Here is a 20929-nt window from a genome sequence, read left to right on the forward strand (position 1 = left end):
TGACTAGACTAACATAATTAAATGGGACAATATAAAACACCTCCGAAATGGTACACTTACTACAAGTACTAAAAACGGAGGTGTTTTTGCATGGGCAAAAACGTATATTCAAGTGAGACGAAATGGGCCGTTGTGAAAGACAAAATGAGTGGCCAGTTGACAACGAAAGAGATTATGGAGAAGCACGGAATCAAAAATAAGTCACAGATTGAGACCTGGATGAGATGGTATCGGAAAAATGAAATCCACCGCTTTGACCAACCCATTGGCAAGCAATATTCCTTTGGGCATGGGCCGGAATTCGCGAGTGAAGACGAGAAGAAAGATCGCCAAAATGCGCATTTGAAAATGGAGAATGAGATCTTAAAAAAGTATTTGGAAATGAAAAAGGAGTTGAAAAAGAACTAATTCTTCAATTGGTAGAAAAATACCGAAAAAAGTATATACCGTGACAGCGATATTATCTGTGTTGAGTGTACCGCCTGGCTCACTGAAGGCCCCACACACGTATTGAAGGAAGTGGAAGAAGCGATTATCGCGTTGTGCAAGAAAACGAAGTATCGTTTTGGCCATCGGAAAATCAAGAAGTTATTGAAGGAAGAGTACAAGTTGGATCGGCACCGCAATACAGTTCAATCCATTATGCAAAAGCATCACTTGCAATGCCGGATCAAACCAAAACGGAAATGGAAATTACAAGGTGAATCTGTCATCATAGCGCCGAATCTTCTACAACGCAATTTTACGGCTTCTGCGCCGAACCAAAAATGGGTGACGGATATCACGTATATCCAGTATGGAAGTTCAACGATGTACCTGTCGACGATCATGGACCTGTTCAATAATGAAATTGTCGCGTACAAAATGTACGACCACCAACAGACACCGCTGGTCATTGAAACCTTAAAAGAGGCGTGGAGATGCTTGGGAACCCGGAAGGAGTGATCATCCACTCCGATCAAGGAAGTGTTTACACCTCGTATGCGTACCAGGAGTTGGTCAAGAAGAGCCATCTGGTCAGTAGTATGTCACGGCGTAGAAACTGTTGGGACAATGCGGTCATTGAATCATTCCATTCCAATATCAAATCGGAGGAATTCCAGTACGTCAAATTCAATTCGATCCACAATATCCAGGTCGTGGAGAAGGTCAATGAATACATGCGCTATTACAACCAAGACCGTATCCTAGAAAAATTAGGCTACCTGACGCCCAAAGAATTTGGGGCGCAAGCAGCCTAAAGAGGTGTTTTATATGTGTCTCAAATCGCTATGTCAGTCTATCATTTACCAATGCGGTGGAGGTTTGGGACGGCTCAAGCCTTGATTACTATGCTCCTAACGTAGGACTCTTAAAGTCCACCTACCTTCCGGCGAATATAGTCATTGCAGAACTAGTTGAAATCAGAGATTGAATATTGAATAAATTTATGAAAAGATCCTGCGAAATTCATTTCGCAGGATCTTTCTCAATAGGTGACAAAGCATATACTTGTTAGTACGACAAGATAGAATTTGAATCTTAACCTGCTAAAAATAAGTGTTATCTTTTGAAACTTGTTGTAAAAGTTTGTTACCATTGTAACGGTACTGAATTGTCAATAAACTCAAACTATTTTGGAGGGGTTAGATGAAAAAAATAAAACTAACGGGTTTTCTGATGGCAGTAATGCTGATTTTGGCTGCTTGCGGAACAAATAACTCCGCAAACAACAGCACCGGTGATGAAGGTGGAAGCTCAGGAGACAGCGGCGGCACTACATACACTGTTGGAACTGACACTACCTATCCTCCGTTTGAATTTGAAGAAGGCGGAGAGTATAAAGGAATTGATATTGACCTTATCAACGCGATTGCAGAAGAAGAAGGATTTGAAATCGAGTTGAAGCCGATGGATTTCGGCGGTATCATCCCTGCACTTCAGGCCAATCAGCTTGATGTTGCGATTGCGGGCATGAGTATCACTGATGAACGAAAGGAAAAAGTTGATTTTTCCGATCCTTATTTCGATGCAGGTTTGACACTTGTTGTTTCAGAAGATAAAAACGACATTACCACCGTTGATGATTTAAAAGGTAAAACTGTCGCCGTTAAGAATGGTACAACAGGCGCTGATAAAGCTGAAGAGCTGAAAGATGAAGTGGGCATAGCGGAAATCCGCCAGTTCAATGACAGTCCAGCGATGTTCCAGGAAGTTGCAAACGGAAATGCGGACGTTCTGATTGAGGACTACCCTGTCATTGCCTATGCGATTAAAACGAAGGACCTTGGGTTAAAAACTGTCGGAGAACGCCTGAATGGGGACCAATATGGTATTGCGGTATTAAAAGGCGAGAACCAGGAACTCCTGGAAAAAATCAACAGCGGTCTTCAAAGCCTCAGGGACAGCGGCAAATATGATGAAATTCTAAACAAATACCTGGAAGAGTAAGACCACTCAGCGCGCCCTTCTTGCGCGCTGTCTTTTTAAATTTTACAGCATGAAAGGAGCAAAGCCATGGATGTCATAATTGAAATACTCCCAATGTTATGGGATGGATTACAGGTTACTGTTTATATAACAGCTATTGGTCTACTGTTAGGATTCATCCTCGGTTTGATCATAGCGCTTTTCCGCTTGTCTCCGATTGCACCTTTAAAATGGATTGCGATTTGGTTCATTAACTTTGTCCGGGGCACTCCATTCCTTGTTCAATTATTCTTCATTTATTTTGGTTTGAACTCTCTGGATTTTATTTCATTGGATCCCATTCCTGCCGGTATCATTGGAATCACTATCAATGCTGGTGCCTATATCGCCGAAATTATTCGAGCAGGGATTCAATCCATTGATAAGGGACAGACAGAGGCAGCCCGGACATTAGGGCTTTCAAGCGGGCAGACAATGCGTTATGTCGTTTTGCCCCAAGCTTTAAGAAGAATGATGCCAGCCTTTGTAAACCAGGCAATTATTAGTCTAAAAGATACGTCACTTCTTTCTGTCATCAGCGTTGCAGAGCTGACGCAAAGAGGACAGACGGCCGTATCGGCAACCTTTGAAGCTTTTAAGATTTGGGGAGTCGTTGCAATCATGTATTTTATCCTCATCTATCTTCTTACCAAACTAGGCGACTTCGTAGAAAGGAGATATGAATTGCGATGAGTGTCATACAAGTGAAAAATCTTAAGAAATCATTCGGGGACCTGGAAGTCCTTAAAGATATTAGTACCGAAGTAAAAGAACAAGAAGTGGTCTGCGTAGTCGGGCCATCAGGTTCAGGTAAAAGTACGTTCCTGCGATGCCTGAATAAACTGGAAGAAATTACGGACGGACAGGTCATCGTGAACGGAAACGATATCACCCAACCTAAAATCAACATTAACAAAATCCGTCAGGAAACAGGTATGGTGTTCCAGCACTTCAACCTCTTCCCTCACAAAACGGTACTTCAAAATATTACTCTTGCCCCAATGAAAACAAAGGGTGTCGATAAAGAATCCTCCAAACAAAAAGCTTTAGAGCTCCTGCGAAAGGTCGGCCTTGAAGAAAAAGCAGAAAGCTATCCAGGCGAACTTTCCGGCGGGCAGAAGCAGCGTGTCGCCATCGCGAGAGCACTCGCCATGGAGCCGAAGGTCATGCTGTTTGATGAACCAACTTCTGCACTCGACCCTGAAATGATCGGGGAAGTGCTGGAAGTAATGAAAGACCTTGCACGTGAAGGAATGACGATGGTGGTCGTTACTCATGAAATGGGCTTTGCCCGCGAAGTTGGAGATCGCGTCATATTTATGGATGGAGGGTATATTGTGGAAGAAAATATCCCCAGCGAAATCTTCGGCAATCCTCAAAATGCAAGGACCAAGGCGTTTCTTGGGAAAGTATTATAGGAAGAGGGTTCGCTCCACTAAGAAAGCATCTGCCACTAAGGCTGATGCTTTTTTAGTTAGTTATACAATTGTACCTGCACCTAAAATCCAGCATCAAAGTGAAGACGTTACCCCAATATTTCTTAAATATTAGTTCGCAATTTATTACATAAGGAATGAGCACACCGATTACTACTAACCTTTAACGGCAAAAGGCAATTAATTCCATGAACCTCTAGGAAAGTGCCGCACAGAAGGAGCTATTAAAACTGGAAAAGAATTTATATCTAGTTAAAAGCACCCTGATATCCCGGGGAAAATATCTCCACTTTGAAGATCCTTTTCCACAGGAGATTACTATTACCTCACAAAAAATGTGAAGAAGATAGAATACTGATGAATGCCTCCCTTTACCATCAAAACGCTTGTATCCAGGTTCGACCTTATTCTGAACTCATTTAATCCTTTAGTCCCCACAAATCCGAATCTACACAGCCTCAGAATCAAAAGAACTCTTCAGACTTTACGGCACTGCAGGGTTTCTTTAATTAGAAGGAACAGTTCCTCTGTCTTACAACCGCACGGGACTTAAAACCTATCTTCCGCTCCTAAGCTAAAACTTTATTTCTAAAAGAATAGTAGAATATTACATTAAATACGAACTTTTCCAACAGTAAACGTGATAAAATACTTATAAATTCACTATATTATGACAAAAGGGGAAATCATGTGAAAAAAGTGTTGTTTACTGTCGCCACGACTGCTGTTATCTCCACTGCGTATGGTGTTGCTGCAGAGGCAAGTTCCCATACAGTTGCCAGTGGAGATTCACTATGGTCCATTGCCAGCAAGTACGGTACATCAGTTAATAAACTTAAAGAACTAAATAGTTTAACAACCGATGTCATCTATCCAAAACAGGTATTAAAGGTCACTTCCCAAGGGAACGATACCCCGCCACCGGTTCAGGAGAACATTCCGCTTCCAACCATTGATAAGAAGTACACGGTCGTTTCCGGCGATACACTGATCGGCATTGCCAACAAGCATTCTATTACTCTTGCAGAACTAAGGGCGATGAATAATTTGAGTGGCCATCTGATTTTTCCTGGCCATAAACTCATTGTAGGTCAGGGTACAATACGGGCCCCAGCTTCTGTTTCTCCGTCAAAACCGGCTCCTGACAAACCTGCACAGAGCAACCCGGCTCCTCCAAAAGAGAGCGGGACAGAAAAGACTTATACGATCCAGTCCGGTGATACTCTCTCTGTTATCGCACGTTCATTCGGAGTGTCGGTCTCTCAGTTGAAAGAGTGGAACGGATTGAGAAGCGACATGATTTATGCAGGACAGAAATTGAAAGTGAAAGCAGGCAGTGCGGCTGCCCCTCCTGCAACTGGAAAATCATTTAATGCCGCAAAGCTTATCAGCGAAGCGAAATCCCATATGGGCACGCCATATGCCTGGGGAGGGGCTTCTGCCGGAGGGTTCGACTGCAGCGGCTTCATCCACTACGTTTATAACAAAGCAGGCCTGCAGATGAGCAGACTGTCAAGCGGCGGATACTACAACCGCTCGTATTATGTGAACCAGCCTGAAGTCGGTGATCTGGTCTTCTTCGAAAATACATATAAAAAGGGAATCTCTCATCTTGGAATCTACCTAGGCGGAAATCAATTCATCCATGCCGGTGATGATGGCGTAGCCATTTCAAGCCTTGATAACTCCTATTGGAAATCTCATTTTGATGGATTTAAGAGGTTCTATTAACAAGAAACCACTGTTGACTTGGAGTCAACAGTGGTTTCTTGTTAATAGCAACGGTTGTCACATAATTTCAGTGTCAACGGGTATCCTAGACCCTTCCAGTAAACTTTGTTGTGGATTTTATATAAATCCCGACAACACTATCATCTTTTACCAGAAAGGTCTTGAAAAGAAGGAAAAGAGCGCTCTTCCATTCAAATAGAAAAAGCCTGGTACCCAAGGAAAAATCCATCCCTGGGAACTTTTTCCGAAAGTAACATGAAGACCGTCTTATTGTAAAAACTTGTTTTAATGAACGGGAAGTAACACCAGCCTGAGATGTGTCGCCGGACCTCTAAATCTTCTGCAACTTCCGCCAAAGTGTCGACCGGCTGATGCCAAGTTTTTCTGCAGCCTTTTCTTTGCTTCCGCCGACTTCATTTAAGACGGATAGAATGGTTTCCCGTTCAAGCTGTTCCTTCCTGCTTTCTAATGGAGCTGCCGCTATGCCCACTTGATAGTTCTGGCTGACTCTCCACTGTTCAATTATTTCTTCTACCATCGAGACATCCTTCGCATGTGAATAAATGACGGTCATCCGCTCCACCAAATTTTCGAGTTCCCGGATATTCCCTTTCCAAGGCAGATCCCTCAATCTTGCCAGAACGGAAGGATGCTCTTCCATTATCTCGGCGAAGGCGGGAATGCTCTTCGTAATAAAGTGCTTCACCAGCAGCGGGATATCAGCGCATCGTTCCCTTAATGGAGGCAGGATCAAATCCAAGATGTTCAACCGATAATATAAATCTTCACGAAACGCTCGTGAATCGACCATGTTGCGAAGGTCCCGATTTGTGGCACTGATGATCCTGACATCCACCGGGATGACTGATTCCCCGCCGACCCTCATAATTTCTTTTTCTTGCAGCACCCGCAGCAGCCTCGCTTGCAGGCTCTCGCTGATTTCACCGATTTCATCTAAAAAGATCGTTCCTCTGTGGGCAAGTTCAAACAGCCCCCTTTTACCACCCTTTTTTGCACCTGTGAACGCCCCATCGGCATATCCGAACAATTCACTCTCAAGCAGCTGTTCAGGGAGTGCGCTGCAGTTGATCGCCACGAAAGGCTGACTCTTTCTCTGACTTTCGTTATGGATACTCTGGGCAAATAACTCTTTCCCTGTCCCGGTTTCCCCCTGAATTAAAATTGAAGAATCCGTGTTTGCATAAATTTTTGCTTTTTTGATGACGGATCGAACGACTTCAGATTGATGAATAATATCGCTGAAGCGGTACCTGGCAACAAGCCCCTTCTTCGTCAGTTCCTTTCGTATTTTCGATTCAGCGTCACTCACCTTGGACATTTCCTGCAGGAAAAAGACCGAACCTATGATACGATCCTCTACTTTGATTGGAGTGATATTGGCAATGAGTTCCTTTTCCGCAAGGATCAGGTTTTCAACAGAGTATCCACTCTTCAAAACAGGTTCTGTTTCCACTCCCGGAAGAAATTCAGAGATATTTCGCTGCAGAACTTCATTCCCACTCAATTCCAACAGGGCAAAAGCCTGTTGATTTGCAAGTGTCACTTTCCCATCATGATCAGTGGAAAGGACGGCCTGATTGGTACTCGCAATCGCTGCCTGGATCCATTTCAATTTTGCCTGATCCTGCTCTCTTGATTTCACGATTTCCATGGCCTGCTGAATCTGCTCCTTAAGCGTATTCGCTGAATATAAGTAAACAGCGTGCGCCCCGGCTTTCAAAGCTTCCTTATACACGACGGAGGTACCAATAATGGTTTTCACACCTTTACAAACCCACTGCTGCACCTTCTCCGCCGCTTCCCCGGTAGACAGATATCTATCATAATGAATGGTCAAATTAAATAAATGATCATACGGCTGGAACTCTTCAAAAATATTGCCGTATCTCATGATGACGACTTCATTCGATTTTTCTGCCGCCTTATGTAAAGCTACAAGAAAATCTGTGTCTGAGACGTTCACAATCACCAGAGGTGTTTGTTTTAGTTCACCGATAAACTCAGCATGCCCTTTTGGCGATACGATGACAGCCACTTCTTCATCGGCATCCAGTTCTTTGGCCAATGCCTCAGATCCGCCCAATTCAACTTCAACGATCTCTACCGGGATGGAGGTATTCAGTTCCTTCACAACCTTTTGTACCTTCTCCGTTAGATGATAATAGCTGATAAAAACAATCTTCTGCATCACGGTCAACACCCCGTTTCCATTCTCCTTTCCTAATTCGATATATGCCGGTAAATCTCCTCTTTGGGACAGGAGGCCGGATTCTTGTTCTGCATCTCCCTTCCAAAAGAAAAAACCAGCCAAATCGGCCGGCTTTCTCGTCAAGGAAAATTAAAACCCGATAACCTGCTTCGTCTCTGCCTTCTCTTTCACATCGACAGTCAGGACAAAGCTCCCGACTACACAGACCAGCAAGTTAGCAAGAAGTCCCCAGATCCCACTCAATACCCCAAGGAAGTTCATGCCTGTAAAGGTCATTGTTGCGGCAATTATTGTGCCTACAACCATGCCGGCAAATACTGCATTCTTATGAAGCCGATCCCAGTAAAGCCCCAGAATGATCGCCGGTGCGACTTGGACCAGAACTTCAAACTTCAACACAAAGATTTCATACAATGTCGCCGGCGGAAACCAAGCAATCAACAGCAACACTGCAATCGCTGCAATTCCGACCAGTTTCCCTACAAGGATTTGTTTCTTCTCTGGAGCATCAGGGTTGATATAACGGCCATACAAATCCTTTGAAATAATCGATGAAAATGTCAACAGTACGGAATCTGCAGTCGAGATAATCGCCGCGATGATCCCTCCGAACAAAATGACCATTGCCCAATAGAAGAAGGCATTTTTCGCTGCCAGCGCATTAGCCATCATACCGACCAACTGCTCTGACTGACCCACTTCAAGACCAGGAAACGCATTGATCCCGATGATACCAATGACAAACACAAAGCCGGCTGTGATGAACGGCATCCATACCATTCTTGTCAAAGATTTCTTCAGGACTTTTTCGCTGCTCGCGGAAAATATCCTTTGAATGGCGTGAGGATAAATAGCGCCGCCAATCGCAACAATGATTAACAAGCTAAACCATTTGGCAATCCCGGCAGATTCCGGAACGCCAAGCTTTTCAGGTGAATACGCTTCCATATAACTCGTCGCTGAAGGCAGTCCGCCAAAATAAATGATGGAACCAATCAATAAAATAAACACACCTGCAAGCAGGGCAATCCCCTGCATGGTATCCGTATAAGCCACAGAGCGCATGCCTCCGAGCCAGCCATAAATCAACATGATCACAACAAAGAAAACAACGGCTAATTGATAAGGGACCGTCCCGCCTGTAAGGCCGCTGACCCCCTGCCCGATTGCAACAAGCTGTTCAAGCAAATAGTTGCCAAGCCCATACAGCATCAACAAGGAGCCGAAAATTGTAACTGCCTTAGAATTAAACCGCTTATCCAGCCAGTCTGACGGTGTGATGAATGAATATCTCTTGCTAATCGTATATAGCCTTGGGGCGAATAATAAATATCCGACTACAATCAAAATGAAGAAGGTGATCGACTGCAGCCAGCCAAACCCCATCCGGTAGGCATTAGGTGCATAACCGACAATCGTATTCCCGCTGTATTGTGTAGCGAAGAAGGTAAAAAACAATACAAACAGACTCAATTTCCCGCCGCCCAAATAATACTCTTTGTTCGACTGGTGGATCCCCCTATTTTTCAAATACGTAAAAAACCCGATACCAAGCATGATCAGACCATACACAATCATGATAAATACGCCGGACCACCCGCCAAATGCCAACTCTGTCATTACAGATCCCCCTCCGCTTCGTCCTCATCTATCTGCCACTCATGTTTTAATACATAGGTCAAGTAAGCCGACATGGCCAATGAAGCAATCATGACAATCCAGCCCCAGTAAGGAGCCCCTAAAATGATATAGCTGGATCCCACCGGAAGATACCAGGGGACACATAATAATAAAATGCCGATAATGACAGCCCAGACCTTTTTACTTTTGATTGGTTCCTTCCTCTGTTTCACAGTTACTCCCCCTTATTTGAAAAGTCGTTTTATTCTGACTTTTTACATTATAATTATCCCCTTATCGGACTTGCATAGAAAGGGCGTTTTTTCTCAAAATCCCGAATGTCTTCCTCATACTCAAGAACCATTGAGATATCATCCAACCCCTGAAGAAGTTTTTTCCTGATCAAAGGATCAACTGAAAATGCACTCGTCCTTCCTTCGTTGTCAATCAGTTCCTGTTTCTCCAGATCAACCGTCAATTCAAATCCCTTGTGCTCATTACTCCTCTGCATCAGCATCTCGACTTCTGCTTCCGGAAGTTCTACTAAAAGAATACCATTTTTAGAACTGTTGATTTTAAAAATATTCGCAAAGGAAGGAGCGATGATGACACTGAATCCATAATCCTGTAATGCCCAAACTGCATTCTCCCTCGAAGACCCGCAGCCAAAATTCCTCCCTGTCACCAGAATCGAAGCCCCTGCTTTCCCAGGGTCATTCAAAGGGAAATCTTCAACCGGCTCCCCTTCTGAATCATAACGCCAGCTGTACATAAGGAACCGGCCAAATCCATCCCGCTCAAGCCTTTTTAAAAACTGCTGCGGGATGATGATGTCTGTATCAATATCCGATCGATTGATCGAGATGACCTTGCCTTTATGTGTTTGAAATGGTTCCATCGACCTTCACCTCATTTCGGTATTCCCAATCCCGTATATCTGTAAAATGGCCCTTTATCGCAGCCGCCGCAGCCATCACCGGACTCACCAGATGTGTCCTCCCCCCGGCTCCCTGCCGGCCTTCAAAGTTCCGGTTTGACGTCGAGGCTGCCCTCTCACCTCTTTGCAAGATATCCGGATTCATCCCGACACACATGCTGCAGCCGGGTTCTCTCCATTCAAACCCTGCTTCTTCAAAAATTTGATCCAGTCCTTCTTGCTCTGCCTGTTTTTTCACATGGTAGGAACCAGGAACAACCAGGGCCCGGACATCAGGATGGACAGTATACCCTTCTGCCACCTTTGCTGCGGCTCTCAAGTCTTCTATTCTTGAATTGGTACAAGATCCGATGAATACCCGGTCAATGGATACATCCTGCAGCCTGTCACCTGGAGACAAGTCCATGTATCCCAGCACCCGCCGGAAGTTTTCCTTTTCATCCGGGCGATAACTGGCTTCCTCCGGGACTGCTCCTTCGACATCCACAACCTGACCCGGATTGGTCCCCCAGGTGATTTGCGGCCGGATTGATTCGGCCTTGATTTCGATGACCTGGTCATACTTCGCATCTTCATCCGATCTCAGTGCTTTCCAAGCCTCCACTGCGTTCTCCCAATCTTGATCCTTAGGAACGTATTTTTTCCCTTTCAGGTAGGCGAAGGTTTTATCATCCGGCTCAACCAGCCCGGTTTTCGCACCGGCTTCGATAGCCATATTGCATAGGGTCATCCGCTGCTCCATCGACATCTTCTCAATCGCCGATCCGGTGAATTCAATAATGTGATCGACTCCGCCGTTTGTGCCGATTCTCCCGATGATATATAAGATCACATCCTTACTCGTGACGCCCTCCATCAAGTCTCCTTCAATCCGAATCTGCATTTGCCTCGGTTTTGACTGAAGCAGCGTCTGGGTCGCAAGGACATGGGTGATTTCACTTGAGCCGATTCCGAAGGCCAGCGCTCCAAAGGCTCCGTGCGTCGAGGTGTGGCTGTCGCCGCAGACAATGGTTTTCCCCGGAGTTGTCAACCCTGTGTCCGGTGCAATGACGTGGACAATACCGTTGTCGGGATGATCAAGCCCAAAGAATTCAATTCCCTGCTTCTCGCAATTATCGCGCAGGAATTCGATCTGTTTCCTTGCCAGCTCATCTATAATCGGCAGGCTGCGGTCGGACGTCGGCACATTATGATCAGCTGTCGCAAAAGTGAGATCTGGCCGCCTGACCTTCCTGCCCATTTCATCCAGCCTTGAAAAAGCTTGTGGGGAGGTCACTTCATGAATGAGATGAAGATCAATATACAATAGCGGCTGATCCAGATTCGTTTCTATTACATGCTGATCCCATATCTTTTCGAAAATCGTTTTTTCCATTTCCTTTCACCTCCTTAAGCGGAATGCAAATCCGTGATCAATCCAGACTTGATCACCTGTCCAGGCACCTCATGCCCGACTTCCCTCTGTAAAAACTTCGATGCTTCTATGAGTGCAGGCAGATCTGCCCGGACTTCATGGCCGCTGAACTTGAGCATGTGGACCAGGTCCTCCGTACAAATATTCCCTGACGCTCCAGGTGCAAATGGACAGCCGCCCAGTCCCCCGACTGAAGCATCATAGCGGAAGACCCCTGCCCGGATGCCTTCGACCACGTTGGCCAACCCCATCCCTCTCGTATTGTGGAAGTGCAGTATAATCGGAACGTCTGGGTAACCATCCAGCACTTTTGAGCAGAGACTGTACACTTGGTTCGGTACCGCCATTCCGGTCGTGTCGGCCAGTGTGATGCCAGCAGCCCCCATATCAAGGTAGCGTTCGACCAATTCCAACACTCGTTGGGAATCAATGGTTCCTTCAAACGGACAGCCAAATGTGGTCGCGAGCGTCCCGTTTACCGGAATCTGATTGGTGTCTGCCAAACGGATAATCTCTTTAAACCCCTGGAAAGACTCCTCCACCGTTTTCCGGACATTTTTCTGATTATGAGTTTCACTTACTGATGCGACAAGGTTAAGTTCATCCGCTCCGGCAGCAACGGCCCTTTCCGCTCCCTTCAGGTTCGGAACCAGAGCAGTATAGGTGACGCCTTCTTTTCTATGAATCTTGTGAAAAACTTCTTCTGCATCCTTCAAATTGGGGATCGCCTTTGGTGACACAAAAGAAGAAACTTCGATCTTATCCACTCCCGCTTCACTCAGCTGGTTGATCAGTGCAATTTTCTTTTCAGTCGGAAAAAACGCGGTCTCCATCTGCAGGCCGTCTCTTGGTCCAACCTCCTGAATCAGTATTCTTTGCATTTTTTTAAATAGCTCCCTTCTCTTTTAAAGATTGAATTTTTCCAGAATCATAGTGCAGCCACTCCTGCAGCACATTTTCGGTATGTTCACCTAACTCAGGCCCGAGCCATCCGGTATCTCCCGGTGTTTTGCTCATCTTCGGAATGATCCCCGGAATTTTGATATCCTCTTCATCATTTAATGGGAAGGTTTGGATCATCTGCCTTGCCTCATAGTGGGGATCCTTGACGATGTCTTCCATACTGTAAATACCACCTGCCGGAACCTTGGCTTCATCCAGAATGTGCAGGGCTTCATCAAACGGCAGGGTCTGTGTCCATTCTCCTATGGCCTTATCCAGAAGGTCGGCCTGTGCCGCCCTCCCTGAGTTCGTGGCAAACTGCGGATCATTGGCCAGATCCTCACGCCCGATTGCGGTCATCAATCGCTTATAGATGCTGTCGCCATTTCCGCCGATGACGATGTATTTGCCGTCTTTACAAGGATATGTATTGGACGGAGCCACTCCCGGCAGTGATGACCCGGTACGTTCCCGCGTCACGCCGAACTTGTCGTACTCCAGCAGGCTTCCTTCCATCAAGCTGAACACCGCTTCGTATAAAGCGACATCAATCACCTGGCCTTCACCAGTTCCTTTGGCATCACGATGATAGAGGGCCATGAGCGTTCCAATCACAGAGTACAAAGCAGCAAGCGAGTCCCCAATGCTGATACCCACTCGTGTAGGAGCGCGGTCAGGATATCCTGTGATATAGCGAAGGCCGCCTATCGATTCGCCAATGCTCCCAAATCCCGGCTTTTCTTTGTATGGCCCGTCCTGTCCGTAACCCGACACCCGTACCAGAATCAGACCAGGATTGATTTCACTTAACTGCTCGTAACCCAGACCCCATTTCTCAAGGGTGCCCGGTTTGAAATTCTCCACGACCACATCACACTCTCTAACGAGCTCGCGAATGATTTCCTGCCCACCCTCACTTCTCAAATTGACAGTGATGGATTTCTTATTGCGTGATTGGACCCTCCACCATAACGAACTTCCTTTATAGATATGGCGCCAGTCCCTAAGGGGGTCTCCCTTCCCAGGAGGTTCCACCTTTATGACCTCTGCTCCGAATTCTGCTAATAGCCTGGTGGTAAACGGTCCGGCAATCAGCTGGCCCATTTCCAGCACCTTTAAACCTGCTAAGGGTTTTACATTCTCCATAGTCTCATCTCCTTACTGATTTTCCCTTTGTTAAGCAGAGATGCAAGAATTGTGCCAACTTTCAAAAACTTTAATTAAAAAGGTTCACAAAATTTTGGTTCCTATATTTCGTTTCAACAATGAAACATTCGTATTGAAATTGAAACACTTGGTGGAATGGCAGGGGCGGGGAAGAGGCGGCAGGTACTTTGTTCCACTTTCTAATCAAATATGGATTCTATTGAAGGGTTGTGTGCTGATTCTATTAAAAATCTGCCTATCGGGAATGCATCACAGCGGGGAGTTCAAATAATTAGGTTTGACAATCTAACACTCTCGAGTATTAGAATAATAGTGTAATAGGCTGGCTATAACGGTTAAGCCAAAGATGAAATCTGGAAGGAGTTATGATCTTGGAATTCAGTCCATCAGAACTTGAAGTGAAGCAAGTCTACAAATTATTAAGCGGTTCGGTTGTCCCCCGCCCGATCGCATGGGTCTCGACTATTTCAGAAAAAGGCGAATTGAACTTAGCGCCATTCAGCTTCTTTACTGTTGCCTCAAGAAATCCTCCAATGCTTTGTATATCAGTGGGGCCCGGAGTCGGAGAACGGGAAGGAACCGAAAAGGATACACTCGTCAACATCCGCTCGCAAAAGGAATTCGTCATCAATGTCGTCCCGTCATCCCTTGGAAATCACATGCAGAAAAGTGCAGAAAACCTGCCAAGCTCCATCAATGAATTTGAAGAAGCCGGACTCATCCCCATCGACAGTACAATGGTCCTACCTAAAAGAGTCAAGGAAGCTCCAATTCATATGGAATGCCAGCTGGAACAGATCATCAAGCTCGGAAGCGACCATTTAATCATCGGCAGAATGGTCAAATACCATATCGATGAAGAGTACTACTTAGGAAATCACAAAATCAATCTGGAGAAACTGCAGCCACTCGGGAGATTAGCAGGAAACTACAGTGAGAATAAAGAATTTTTCCATCTGCCAAAATAAGGTGTGAGTGACCAAATCTTTTAAACGAAAAGGCATCAGCCTCAATAGCTGCTGCCTTTTATTTTTTCGGACATAGATGCTTTCCTGATGCCGCATGTTCAGTCTTTACCTCGCCATTAATTTTCTCTCGTCTACATAAATAAAAAAGCATGGAATCAGGTTTTGTATATTGGAGATTTCCCCTTGCCCCTGCACCCCCGCCCAGTCCTTTACGTATAGTGCATTAATGAAGAAATCGGGGGGATATATGTGATTATCCATGTTGTCAGCAGCGGCGAAACACTTTGGCAGATTGCCAACCGCTATAAAGTGAATATGAATTCCATTGTCGACGTCAATGAACTGCCGAATCCCGACCAGCTCATCATCGGGCAGGCTTTGGTTATACCAGCACCCGGCACCTCGCATACCATCAAATCCGGCGAGACTTTATGGGCCCTCGCTCAGAGATATGGCGTCTCGGTTCAAGCAATTATCCAGGCAAACCCATTCATTGATCCAAACCTTCTTTATCCCGGCATGCCCATCATCATCCCATCTATCACACATACCATCCAACCAGGTGAAGCATTGTGGCAAATAGCCCAGCGTTATGGAACCACCGTCCAGAACATTGCCGCCGAAAACCAAATCCAAAATCTCAACCTGATCTATCCAGGGCTGCAGCTCATCATTCCCAGGACTAAGCCACTCATCGAGGTCAATGCCTATACGTACCAAACACCCTCTAATGCCAGTCAAACCATTGAGGAATTGCATCCGCTCCTCACCTATATCAGCCCGTTCGCCTACATGATCACAGAGAATGGGAAACTCAGCCCGATCAAGGATGAACAAACAGTCAATACCGCCTTGAATAATAATGTGACACCTATGATGTCCCTCACCAACTTCACGACAACAGAAGCTGGTTCGAACCTTGCCCACACCATTCTGGCAACTGTGGAGTATCGTGAAAACCTGTTGAATGATGCCCTTGGCATAATGGAAACCAAAGGCTATAAAGGAATTAACATTGATTTTGAAAATGTACTGCCGGAGGACCGCGAGCTGTATAACCAATTCCTGCAGCAAGCCATCGATTTTTTCCACCCTAAAGGGTATTTTGTATCGACGGCTCTTGCTCCAAAAACCAGTGCCACACAGGCAGGACTGCTCTATACCGCCCATGATTACGAAGCACATGGCAGGATCGCTGATTTCGTCGTCCTCATGACATATGAGTGGGGATACCGAATGGGGCCGCCGCAAGCCATTTCACCAATCAACCAGATGAGACGGGTCATTGAATACGCCCTCTCCGTCATGCCGCCGAAAAAAATATTCCTGGGCTTTCAAATTTACGCCCGTGATTGGAAGATTCCACATGTCCAAGGCCAGGAAGCGGAAACCTTCAGTCCGCAGGAAGCCGTCCAAAGAGCAGCAAAATACGGGGCAGCCATCCAATATGATACCGCCACCCAATCACCCCACTTCCGCTATACAGACGAGCAGGGACAGCAGCATGAAGTGTGGTTCGAGGACGCCCGCAGTGCACAAGCCAAATTCGATCTGATCAAACAATACAACCTGCGAGGAGTCAGCTACTGGGCACTCGGTTACCCGTACCCGCAAAACTGGGCGCTGCTAGGTGATAATTTCACCATCCAGAAGAGATAAAGTTAATGATAATGCAAACACTTTAGCCCTTTAAAGCAGTCGGGGACAGCACGGGTGTTGATTAGCTATATTTTTCCAGATGATTGAAACAGACTTCCCCTTCTTCCCAACCGTGATTTGATTGCGCAACTTACCTCTACAGGTAGGGTGCGTGCCAGGTAACGGCGAGTAAATTCAATGAAAGTGTAATCATACAAGATGGCCCACTCTTCTTTTGTATCATTATAAATACTGCGTAATATAAAATAACTGATAAGAGTGCCAAATACTTGGCTATAAACAGCGTTGGGGGAAAATCCAAACAGGTTGGAAAGGTCCAGATTTCCTTTTACCCAACGGAAAAATAACTCGATTTGCCAACGAAGCTTATAGATATAAGCAATGTCTTCTGGAGACATCATCATAAGGTTCGTCGCCACTCTTATTTGGTTCCCCTCGTTGTCCGTGAATGTAACTAGTCTGAAGCGATCCTCTGTCTTTCGGGAACCTTTTCCAATAAAGGCTGTCATGTCTTTTTTAATACGGCCTTCAGTTTCAAGTGATACACTGTGTTCCTTCTCTTCCGAGAGGGAGAAGAACTTAGCCACTCTAATGACAAAGTACTGTTCACGGTCATGTAAACACTGAAAGTCACTTGTTCTTGCATATCCTCTGTCAGCGGTGATGATGGAGAGTGGCTCTGGATCTTCATAGAGTTTGGGTGCCACCATGACATCGTGATGCCGTCCAGTTGTCTGGACTACTTGAGTAGGCTGACCTTCCTCCACATCGTATTTTGTATGAAGACGAATAGCGTGGCGGGTACGGGTGTAACCCGCCCAACACATGTCTGGGTGTTGGAAAGTGATCGTGGTGGAGTCAACGGCAAATAGCTTATAGGGTTTAAATAGGGCGCGACGGACTCTTCGTCCTAAGCGCTTAACGATACGGGAGAATAATTCTTGTAGAATTTGATAAGGAACTCTTTGGGCTTTTTTGGCGAGGGTAGAATGATCAACGGAAGGTAAACTTTCTTCCTTTGGCAATTTGGTCTCGGCATCTCGAAATCCTTCCCATTTTTTCGCAGAAGAAATAACAAAAAAATGTATCAAATCGTGGGCAGATAACTTCCTAGCTTTGTCTTCATAGCCCCATTTCTCACAAAGATTTGCCACTTCTTCATCCGTAATAATGGTTTGAAGGATTTCAGAAAGTTTGTTAAAGTTAGTCAATGAAACCACTCCCTTTTTGTGTTGTTAGCGGTAACAATCATTTTAAAAGAGAGTGGTTTTTTTTGTCTAATGAAACCGTTTATTTTACATATTATGGTTAATCAACACCCGTGGTCGGGGACAGTCCCCGACTGCTTTAAAGGGCTAAAGTGCATTTATAACTCACTTCCACTTACAATTCCTTTTCATAAGAAACATACTTCTTCCAAACTTCGAACCCGAGCTTCCCATAGAAGTCGATGAGTCCTGTCCAGTCAATGACAATGGAACGGATCCCTCGCTTCCTCAAGAAAGCAACAGCCGCCTTCACCACCATATGGCCATAACCGTTTTTCCGTTCTGAAGCAGCAACTCCAAGCGGTCCGATTCCGCCCAATTCTCCTTCCACCAGCGGAGACCAATACGTGTTCTGGGCGATGATCGGCGATTCCCAACCATTAATTCGGCAAAACCCTATGATTCTCTCATCTTTTTTCACCAGGACAAATTCCCTTCCAGTCCCGCCCTTCTCAAAATACTGAATGGCTTCATATTCCCAGCGTCCCGGGAATGATTCCTTCAGAAAAGCAAGCAGCTCCTTCTGGTCTTCTTCAGCAGCAAGAGAAGCAGACACATCCCCGGGAACCGTAAAATCACCATTGGAATGCTCATCATACCAGCAAATCAGATCAAACTCCTCCCACTTAGAGGAATATCCCTTCCGCTCAAACCACTCAGCGGCATCCTTGTATTCCACCGGAAGCCCGGGAAAATAATGCCATGTATCCCTTCCCAGAAGGACCCGGTTCACACCTGCGCCCGCCAGTTCTTTTTCTGCATGAGTGAGCAGCCTGCTTCCACACCCCTGATTTCTATACTTCGGGTCAACCAGCAGCACCTGTATCCAGCCAGTTTCTGTTCCAATCCCTACATCAAGTGGATCCTGCCACCTTTTCGCGACAATGTAGCCAACAACCGCCCCTTCGTCATTCAGCAAAATACGAGATGCCCGCCAGTCCGTATTCACATCAAGAAAAGAATTCTGGTCAAACAATTCTTCTCTCATTGGGAATTCGTTCCCCAGCATCCTGTTCCAAAGATTCACCATCTCGCCCAATCGATCACGAGTTACAAACTCCAATTTCATTCTCTCACCCCATAAATTTATACCCTACAAAAATTGGTCCAATCCCACAAAGAATCAACCATATTCCAAGCCGCCCTCACAAAAATTGGTCCAATCCCGCAAAGAATCGACCAAATCCCAAGCCGCCCTCATAAAATTTGGTCCAATCCCGCAAAGAATCGACCAAATCCCAACCCGCCTCCGCAAAAAACGGTCCAATCCCGCAATGAATCAACCAAATCCCAACCCGCCTTCGCAAAATTTGGTCCAATCCTGCAAAGAATCGACCAAATCCCAAGCCGCCTCCGCAAAATTTGGTCCTATCTCGCAAAGAATCGACCAAATCCCAACCCGCCCTCAAAATTTGGTGCAATCCCGCAATGAATCAACCAAACCCCAACCCGCGCCCTCAAAATTTGGTCCACTCCCGCAAAGAATCGACCAAATCCCAACCCGCCCTCACAAAATTTGGTCCAATCTCGCAATGAATCAACCAAATCCCAACCCGCCTTCGCAAAAATTGGTCCTATCCCGCAATGAATCAACCAAATCCCATGCCGCCTCCGCAAAATTTGGTCCAATCCCGCAAAGAATCGACCAAATCCCAAGCCGCCTTCACAAAAATTGGTCCAATCCCGCAATGAATCAACCAAATCCCAACCCGCCTTCGCAAAATTTGGTCCAATCCTGCAAAGAATCGACCAAATCCCAACCCGCCTTCACAAAATTTGGTCCAATCCCGCAATGAATCGACCAAATCCCAACCCGCGCCCTCAAAATTTGGTCTAATCCCGCAAAGAATCGACCAAATTCCAACCCGCCCTCACAAAATTTGGTCCAATCCCGCAAAGAATCAACCAAATCCCAAGCCGCCCTCACAAAAAATGGTCCTATCCCGCAAAGAATCGACCAAATCCCAACCCGCCTTCGCAAAAATTGGTCCTATCCCGCAAAGAATCGACCAAATCCCAACCCGCCCTCACAAAATTTGGTCCTATCCCGCAGAGAATCAACCAAATCCCAAGCAGCCCTCACTAAATTTGGTCCTATCCCGCAAAGAATCAACCATTTTCCAACCAGCAATCAGGATAAAAAAAAGACCGACCCCCGCTGCAGGCAGTGTGAGTCAGTCCTTTGTGTATGAACAGCAGCCATTACATCCCCGTGTCCTTCTTCTGCTTCGGTTTCCTATCCCTCAGGAAATCCACCGCTTCCCTGGTTTCATCAATCGAGGTGATTGTTTCATCATACTGCATGGAGGCCACACACATGAACAAAATATCGATGACTTGCAGCTGGGCGATTCTTGAGGTCGTCGCCCCGCTGCGGAAGGTCGGTTCCTTGGTGGCCGAGGTATAAAGACGGATATCTGCCTGTTCAGACACCGGTGTCGTCCCATACTTCGTTAAGCTGATCGTCGTCACCTTCCGCTTGTTGGCCAGCTCCAGTAATCTGGCTATCTCAAGTGTTTCCCCCGAAAACGAAATCCCGACCAGCACATCCCGTTCATCCGCATTGGCCAAAAGGGTGGCAACCATGTGGATGTCCGTAAAAGCGGTCGCCTGCTTGCTGATCCGGATGAACTTTTGCTGGGCATCCATGGCGATGATGCTGGATGCCCCGACACCGATAAAGTGAATATTCCTTGCATTCCGTATCGCTTCAATCGCTTTCGCCAGCTCTTCTGTATTCAGAAGCTCAGCTGTTTCCCGGATTGTTTCAATGCTATTGTTGGTCATCTTGTCGATAATATAGACCGGTGATTCGTTCGGTTCAATATCGCGCAAGCCCTGGTGCGTCGTTTTCTGCAGATCGCCGGCAATCCGGAGCTTCAAATCCTGGAATCCCTTCAAATCCAGTGACTTGCACAGCCTGATCACTGCTGCACCGCTTGTGGAGCTTTTCCTTCCAAGCTCCTGTGCTGTCAACGAAATGATTTCATGCGGATTTTCCAGAATGTAAGCCGCAATCTTCCTTTCAGAAGGCGGCAGTAATGGCAGCATCTCGGACAGCATGACAAGTCCCCCTGTCATAAATACCATATCATCAACTCTTTCTATC

General features: G+C 46.0%; 16 protein-coding genes and 1 pseudogene. 7 read left to right on the forward strand and 10 right to left on the reverse strand.

Annotation, left to right across the window (positions count from 1 at the left end):
* Window positions 1-90 precede the first annotated feature (90 nt).
* The 5 genes and pseudogenes from AC4E8A_RS21360 (at window position 91) to AC4E8A_RS21380 (ending at window position 5615) form a co-directional block, all read left to right on the forward strand.
* Window positions 91-1241, forward strand: a pseudogene (locus AC4E8A_RS21360) (IS3 family transposase).
* 388 nt (window positions 1242-1629) lie between these two features.
* Window positions 1630-2430 (forward strand): transporter substrate-binding domain-containing protein, encoded by an 801-nt coding sequence (locus AC4E8A_RS21365; protein ID WP_490195796.1) that lies wholly within the window; start codon window positions 1630-1632, stop codon window positions 2428-2430.
* 66 nt (window positions 2431-2496) lie between these two features.
* Window positions 2497-3141 (forward strand): amino acid ABC transporter permease, encoded by a 645-nt coding sequence (locus tag AC4E8A_RS21370; RefSeq protein ID WP_490195798.1) that lies wholly within the window; start codon window positions 2497-2499, stop codon window positions 3139-3141.
* Window positions 3138-3866 carry an amino acid ABC transporter ATP-binding protein gene (locus AC4E8A_RS21375; protein WP_490195799.1) on the forward strand — a complete coding sequence of 243 codons (729 nt, stop codon included), beginning with the start codon at window positions 3138-3140 and terminating at the stop codon, window positions 3864-3866. Before AC4E8A_RS21370 ends, AC4E8A_RS21375 begins: the two co-directional genes overlap by 4 nt.
* A 708-nt stretch (window positions 3867-4574) precedes the next feature.
* Window positions 4575-5615 carry a C40 family peptidase gene (locus AC4E8A_RS21380; RefSeq protein ID WP_490195800.1) on the forward strand — a complete coding sequence of 347 codons (1041 nt, stop codon included), beginning with the start codon at window positions 4575-4577 and terminating at the stop codon, window positions 5613-5615.
* A gap of 331 nt (window positions 5616-5946) precedes the next feature.
* Here the strand turns inward: AC4E8A_RS21380 and AC4E8A_RS21385 are convergent, their stop codons facing one another.
* The 7 genes from AC4E8A_RS21385 to AC4E8A_RS21415 are packed head-to-tail and all read right to left on the reverse strand — an operon-like array spanning window position 5947 to window position 13904.
* Window positions 5947-7968 (reverse strand): sigma 54-interacting transcriptional regulator, encoded by a 2022-nt coding sequence (locus AC4E8A_RS21385; RefSeq protein WP_490195801.1) that lies wholly within the window; start codon window positions 7966-7968, stop codon window positions 5947-5949.
* Window positions 7969-7974: 6 nt separating this feature from the next.
* Window positions 7975-9465 carry a sodium:solute symporter family protein gene (locus AC4E8A_RS21390; protein ID WP_490195802.1) on the reverse strand — a complete coding sequence of 497 codons (1491 nt, stop codon included), beginning with the start codon at window positions 9463-9465 and terminating at the stop codon, window positions 7975-7977.
* Window positions 9465-9698 (reverse strand): hypothetical protein, encoded by a 234-nt coding sequence (locus AC4E8A_RS21395; protein ID WP_490195803.1) that lies wholly within the window; start codon window positions 9696-9698, stop codon window positions 9465-9467. Before AC4E8A_RS21395 ends, AC4E8A_RS21390 begins: the two co-directional genes overlap by 1 nt.
* 53 nt (window positions 9699-9751) lie before the next feature.
* Complete coding sequence (gene leuD / locus AC4E8A_RS21400; protein WP_490195804.1) at window positions 9752-10363, reverse strand: 3-isopropylmalate dehydratase small subunit; 612 nt, start codon at window positions 10361-10363, stop codon at window positions 9752-9754.
* Window positions 10341-11777 carry a 3-isopropylmalate dehydratase large subunit gene (gene leuC, locus AC4E8A_RS21405; RefSeq protein ID WP_490195805.1) on the reverse strand — a complete coding sequence of 479 codons (1437 nt, stop codon included), beginning with the start codon at window positions 11775-11777 and terminating at the stop codon, window positions 10341-10343. The genes leuD and leuC overlap by 23 nt, the downstream gene beginning before the upstream one ends.
* 14 nt (window positions 11778-11791) lie before the next feature.
* Window positions 11792-12697, reverse strand: coding sequence for a hydroxymethylglutaryl-CoA lyase (locus tag AC4E8A_RS21410; RefSeq protein ID WP_490195806.1), 906 nt, complete (start codon window positions 12695-12697; stop codon window positions 11792-11794).
* 4 nt (window positions 12698-12701) lie between these two features.
* Entirely contained in the window at window positions 12702-13904 is a 1203-nt protein-coding gene (locus AC4E8A_RS21415; RefSeq protein WP_490195807.1) for a CaiB/BaiF CoA transferase family protein, read from the reverse strand.
* A gap of 392 nt (window positions 13905-14296) precedes the next feature.
* Here AC4E8A_RS21415 and AC4E8A_RS21420 point away from each other — a divergent pair, with 392 nt between their 5' ends.
* Window positions 14297-14893 carry a flavin reductase family protein gene (locus tag AC4E8A_RS21420; protein WP_490195808.1) on the forward strand — a complete coding sequence of 199 codons (597 nt, stop codon included), beginning with the start codon at window positions 14297-14299 and terminating at the stop codon, window positions 14891-14893.
* A 249-nt stretch (window positions 14894-15142) separates the two neighbouring features.
* The gene (locus AC4E8A_RS21425; protein ID WP_490195809.1) at window positions 15143-16552 is read left to right on the forward strand and encodes a glycoside hydrolase family 18 protein; all 1410 of its coding nucleotides are present in this window, start codon (window positions 15143-15145) and stop codon (window positions 16550-16552) included.
* Between the two features lie 65 nt (window positions 16553-16617).
* On the opposite strand, the gene AC4E8A_RS21430 is transcribed toward AC4E8A_RS21425, so the two are convergent.
* From AC4E8A_RS21430 to AC4E8A_RS21440, 3 genes are all read right to left on the reverse strand, one after another.
* Window positions 16618-17763: an IS4 family transposase gene (locus tag AC4E8A_RS21430; RefSeq protein WP_490195193.1), complete on the reverse strand. Its 1146-nt coding sequence runs from the start codon at window positions 17761-17763 to the stop codon at window positions 16618-16620.
* A gap of 172 nt (window positions 17764-17935) precedes the next feature.
* Entirely contained in the window at window positions 17936-18889 is a 954-nt protein-coding gene (locus tag AC4E8A_RS21435; RefSeq protein WP_490195810.1) for a GNAT family N-acetyltransferase, read from the reverse strand.
* 1133 nt (window positions 18890-20022) lie between these two features.
* A complete protein-coding gene (locus tag AC4E8A_RS21440) occupies window positions 20023-20910 on the reverse strand; it encodes a MurR/RpiR family transcriptional regulator (protein ID WP_490195811.1) in 888 nt (295 codons plus the stop codon).
* Between the last annotated feature and the right edge of the window lie 19 nt (window positions 20911-20929).

Source organism: Bacillus sp. SRL337 (assembly GCF_984799155.1).

What these genes read in the sequence shown, in the direction of transcription:
- AC4E8A_RS21365 (WP_490195796.1), top strand. Translation starts at nt 1,630, where the DNA reads ATGAAAAAAATAAAACTAACGGGTTTTCTGATGGCAGTAATGCTGATT.
- AC4E8A_RS21370 (WP_490195798.1), top strand. Translation starts at nt 2,497, where the DNA reads ATGGATGTCATAATTGAAATACTCCCAATGTTATGGGATGGATTACAG.
- AC4E8A_RS21375 (WP_490195799.1), top strand. Translation starts at nt 3,138, where the DNA reads ATGAGTGTCATACAAGTGAAAAATCTTAAGAAATCATTCGGGGACCTG.
- AC4E8A_RS21390 (WP_490195802.1), bottom strand. Translation starts at nt 9,465, where the DNA reads ATGACAGAGTTGGCATTTGGCGGGTGGTCCGGCGTATTTATCATGATT.
- leuD (WP_490195804.1), bottom strand. Translation starts at nt 10,363, where the DNA reads ATGGAACCATTTCAAACACATAAAGGCAAGGTCATCTCGATCAATCGA.
- leuC (WP_490195805.1), bottom strand. Translation starts at nt 11,777, where the DNA reads ATGGAAAAAACGATTTTCGAAAAGATATGGGATCAGCATGTAATAGAA.
- AC4E8A_RS21410 (WP_490195806.1), bottom strand. Translation starts at nt 12,697, where the DNA reads ATGCAAAGAATACTGATTCAGGAGGTTGGACCAAGAGACGGCCTGCAG.
- AC4E8A_RS21415 (WP_490195807.1), bottom strand. Translation starts at nt 13,904, where the DNA reads ATGGAGAATGTAAAACCCTTAGCAGGTTTAAAGGTGCTGGAAATGGGC.
- AC4E8A_RS21435 (WP_490195810.1), bottom strand. Translation starts at nt 18,889, where the DNA reads ATGAAATTGGAGTTTGTAACTCGTGATCGATTGGGCGAGATGGTGAAT.
- AC4E8A_RS21440 (WP_490195811.1), bottom strand. Translation starts at nt 20,910, where the DNA reads ATGGTATTTATGACAGGGGGACTTGTCATGCTGTCCGAGATGCTGCCA.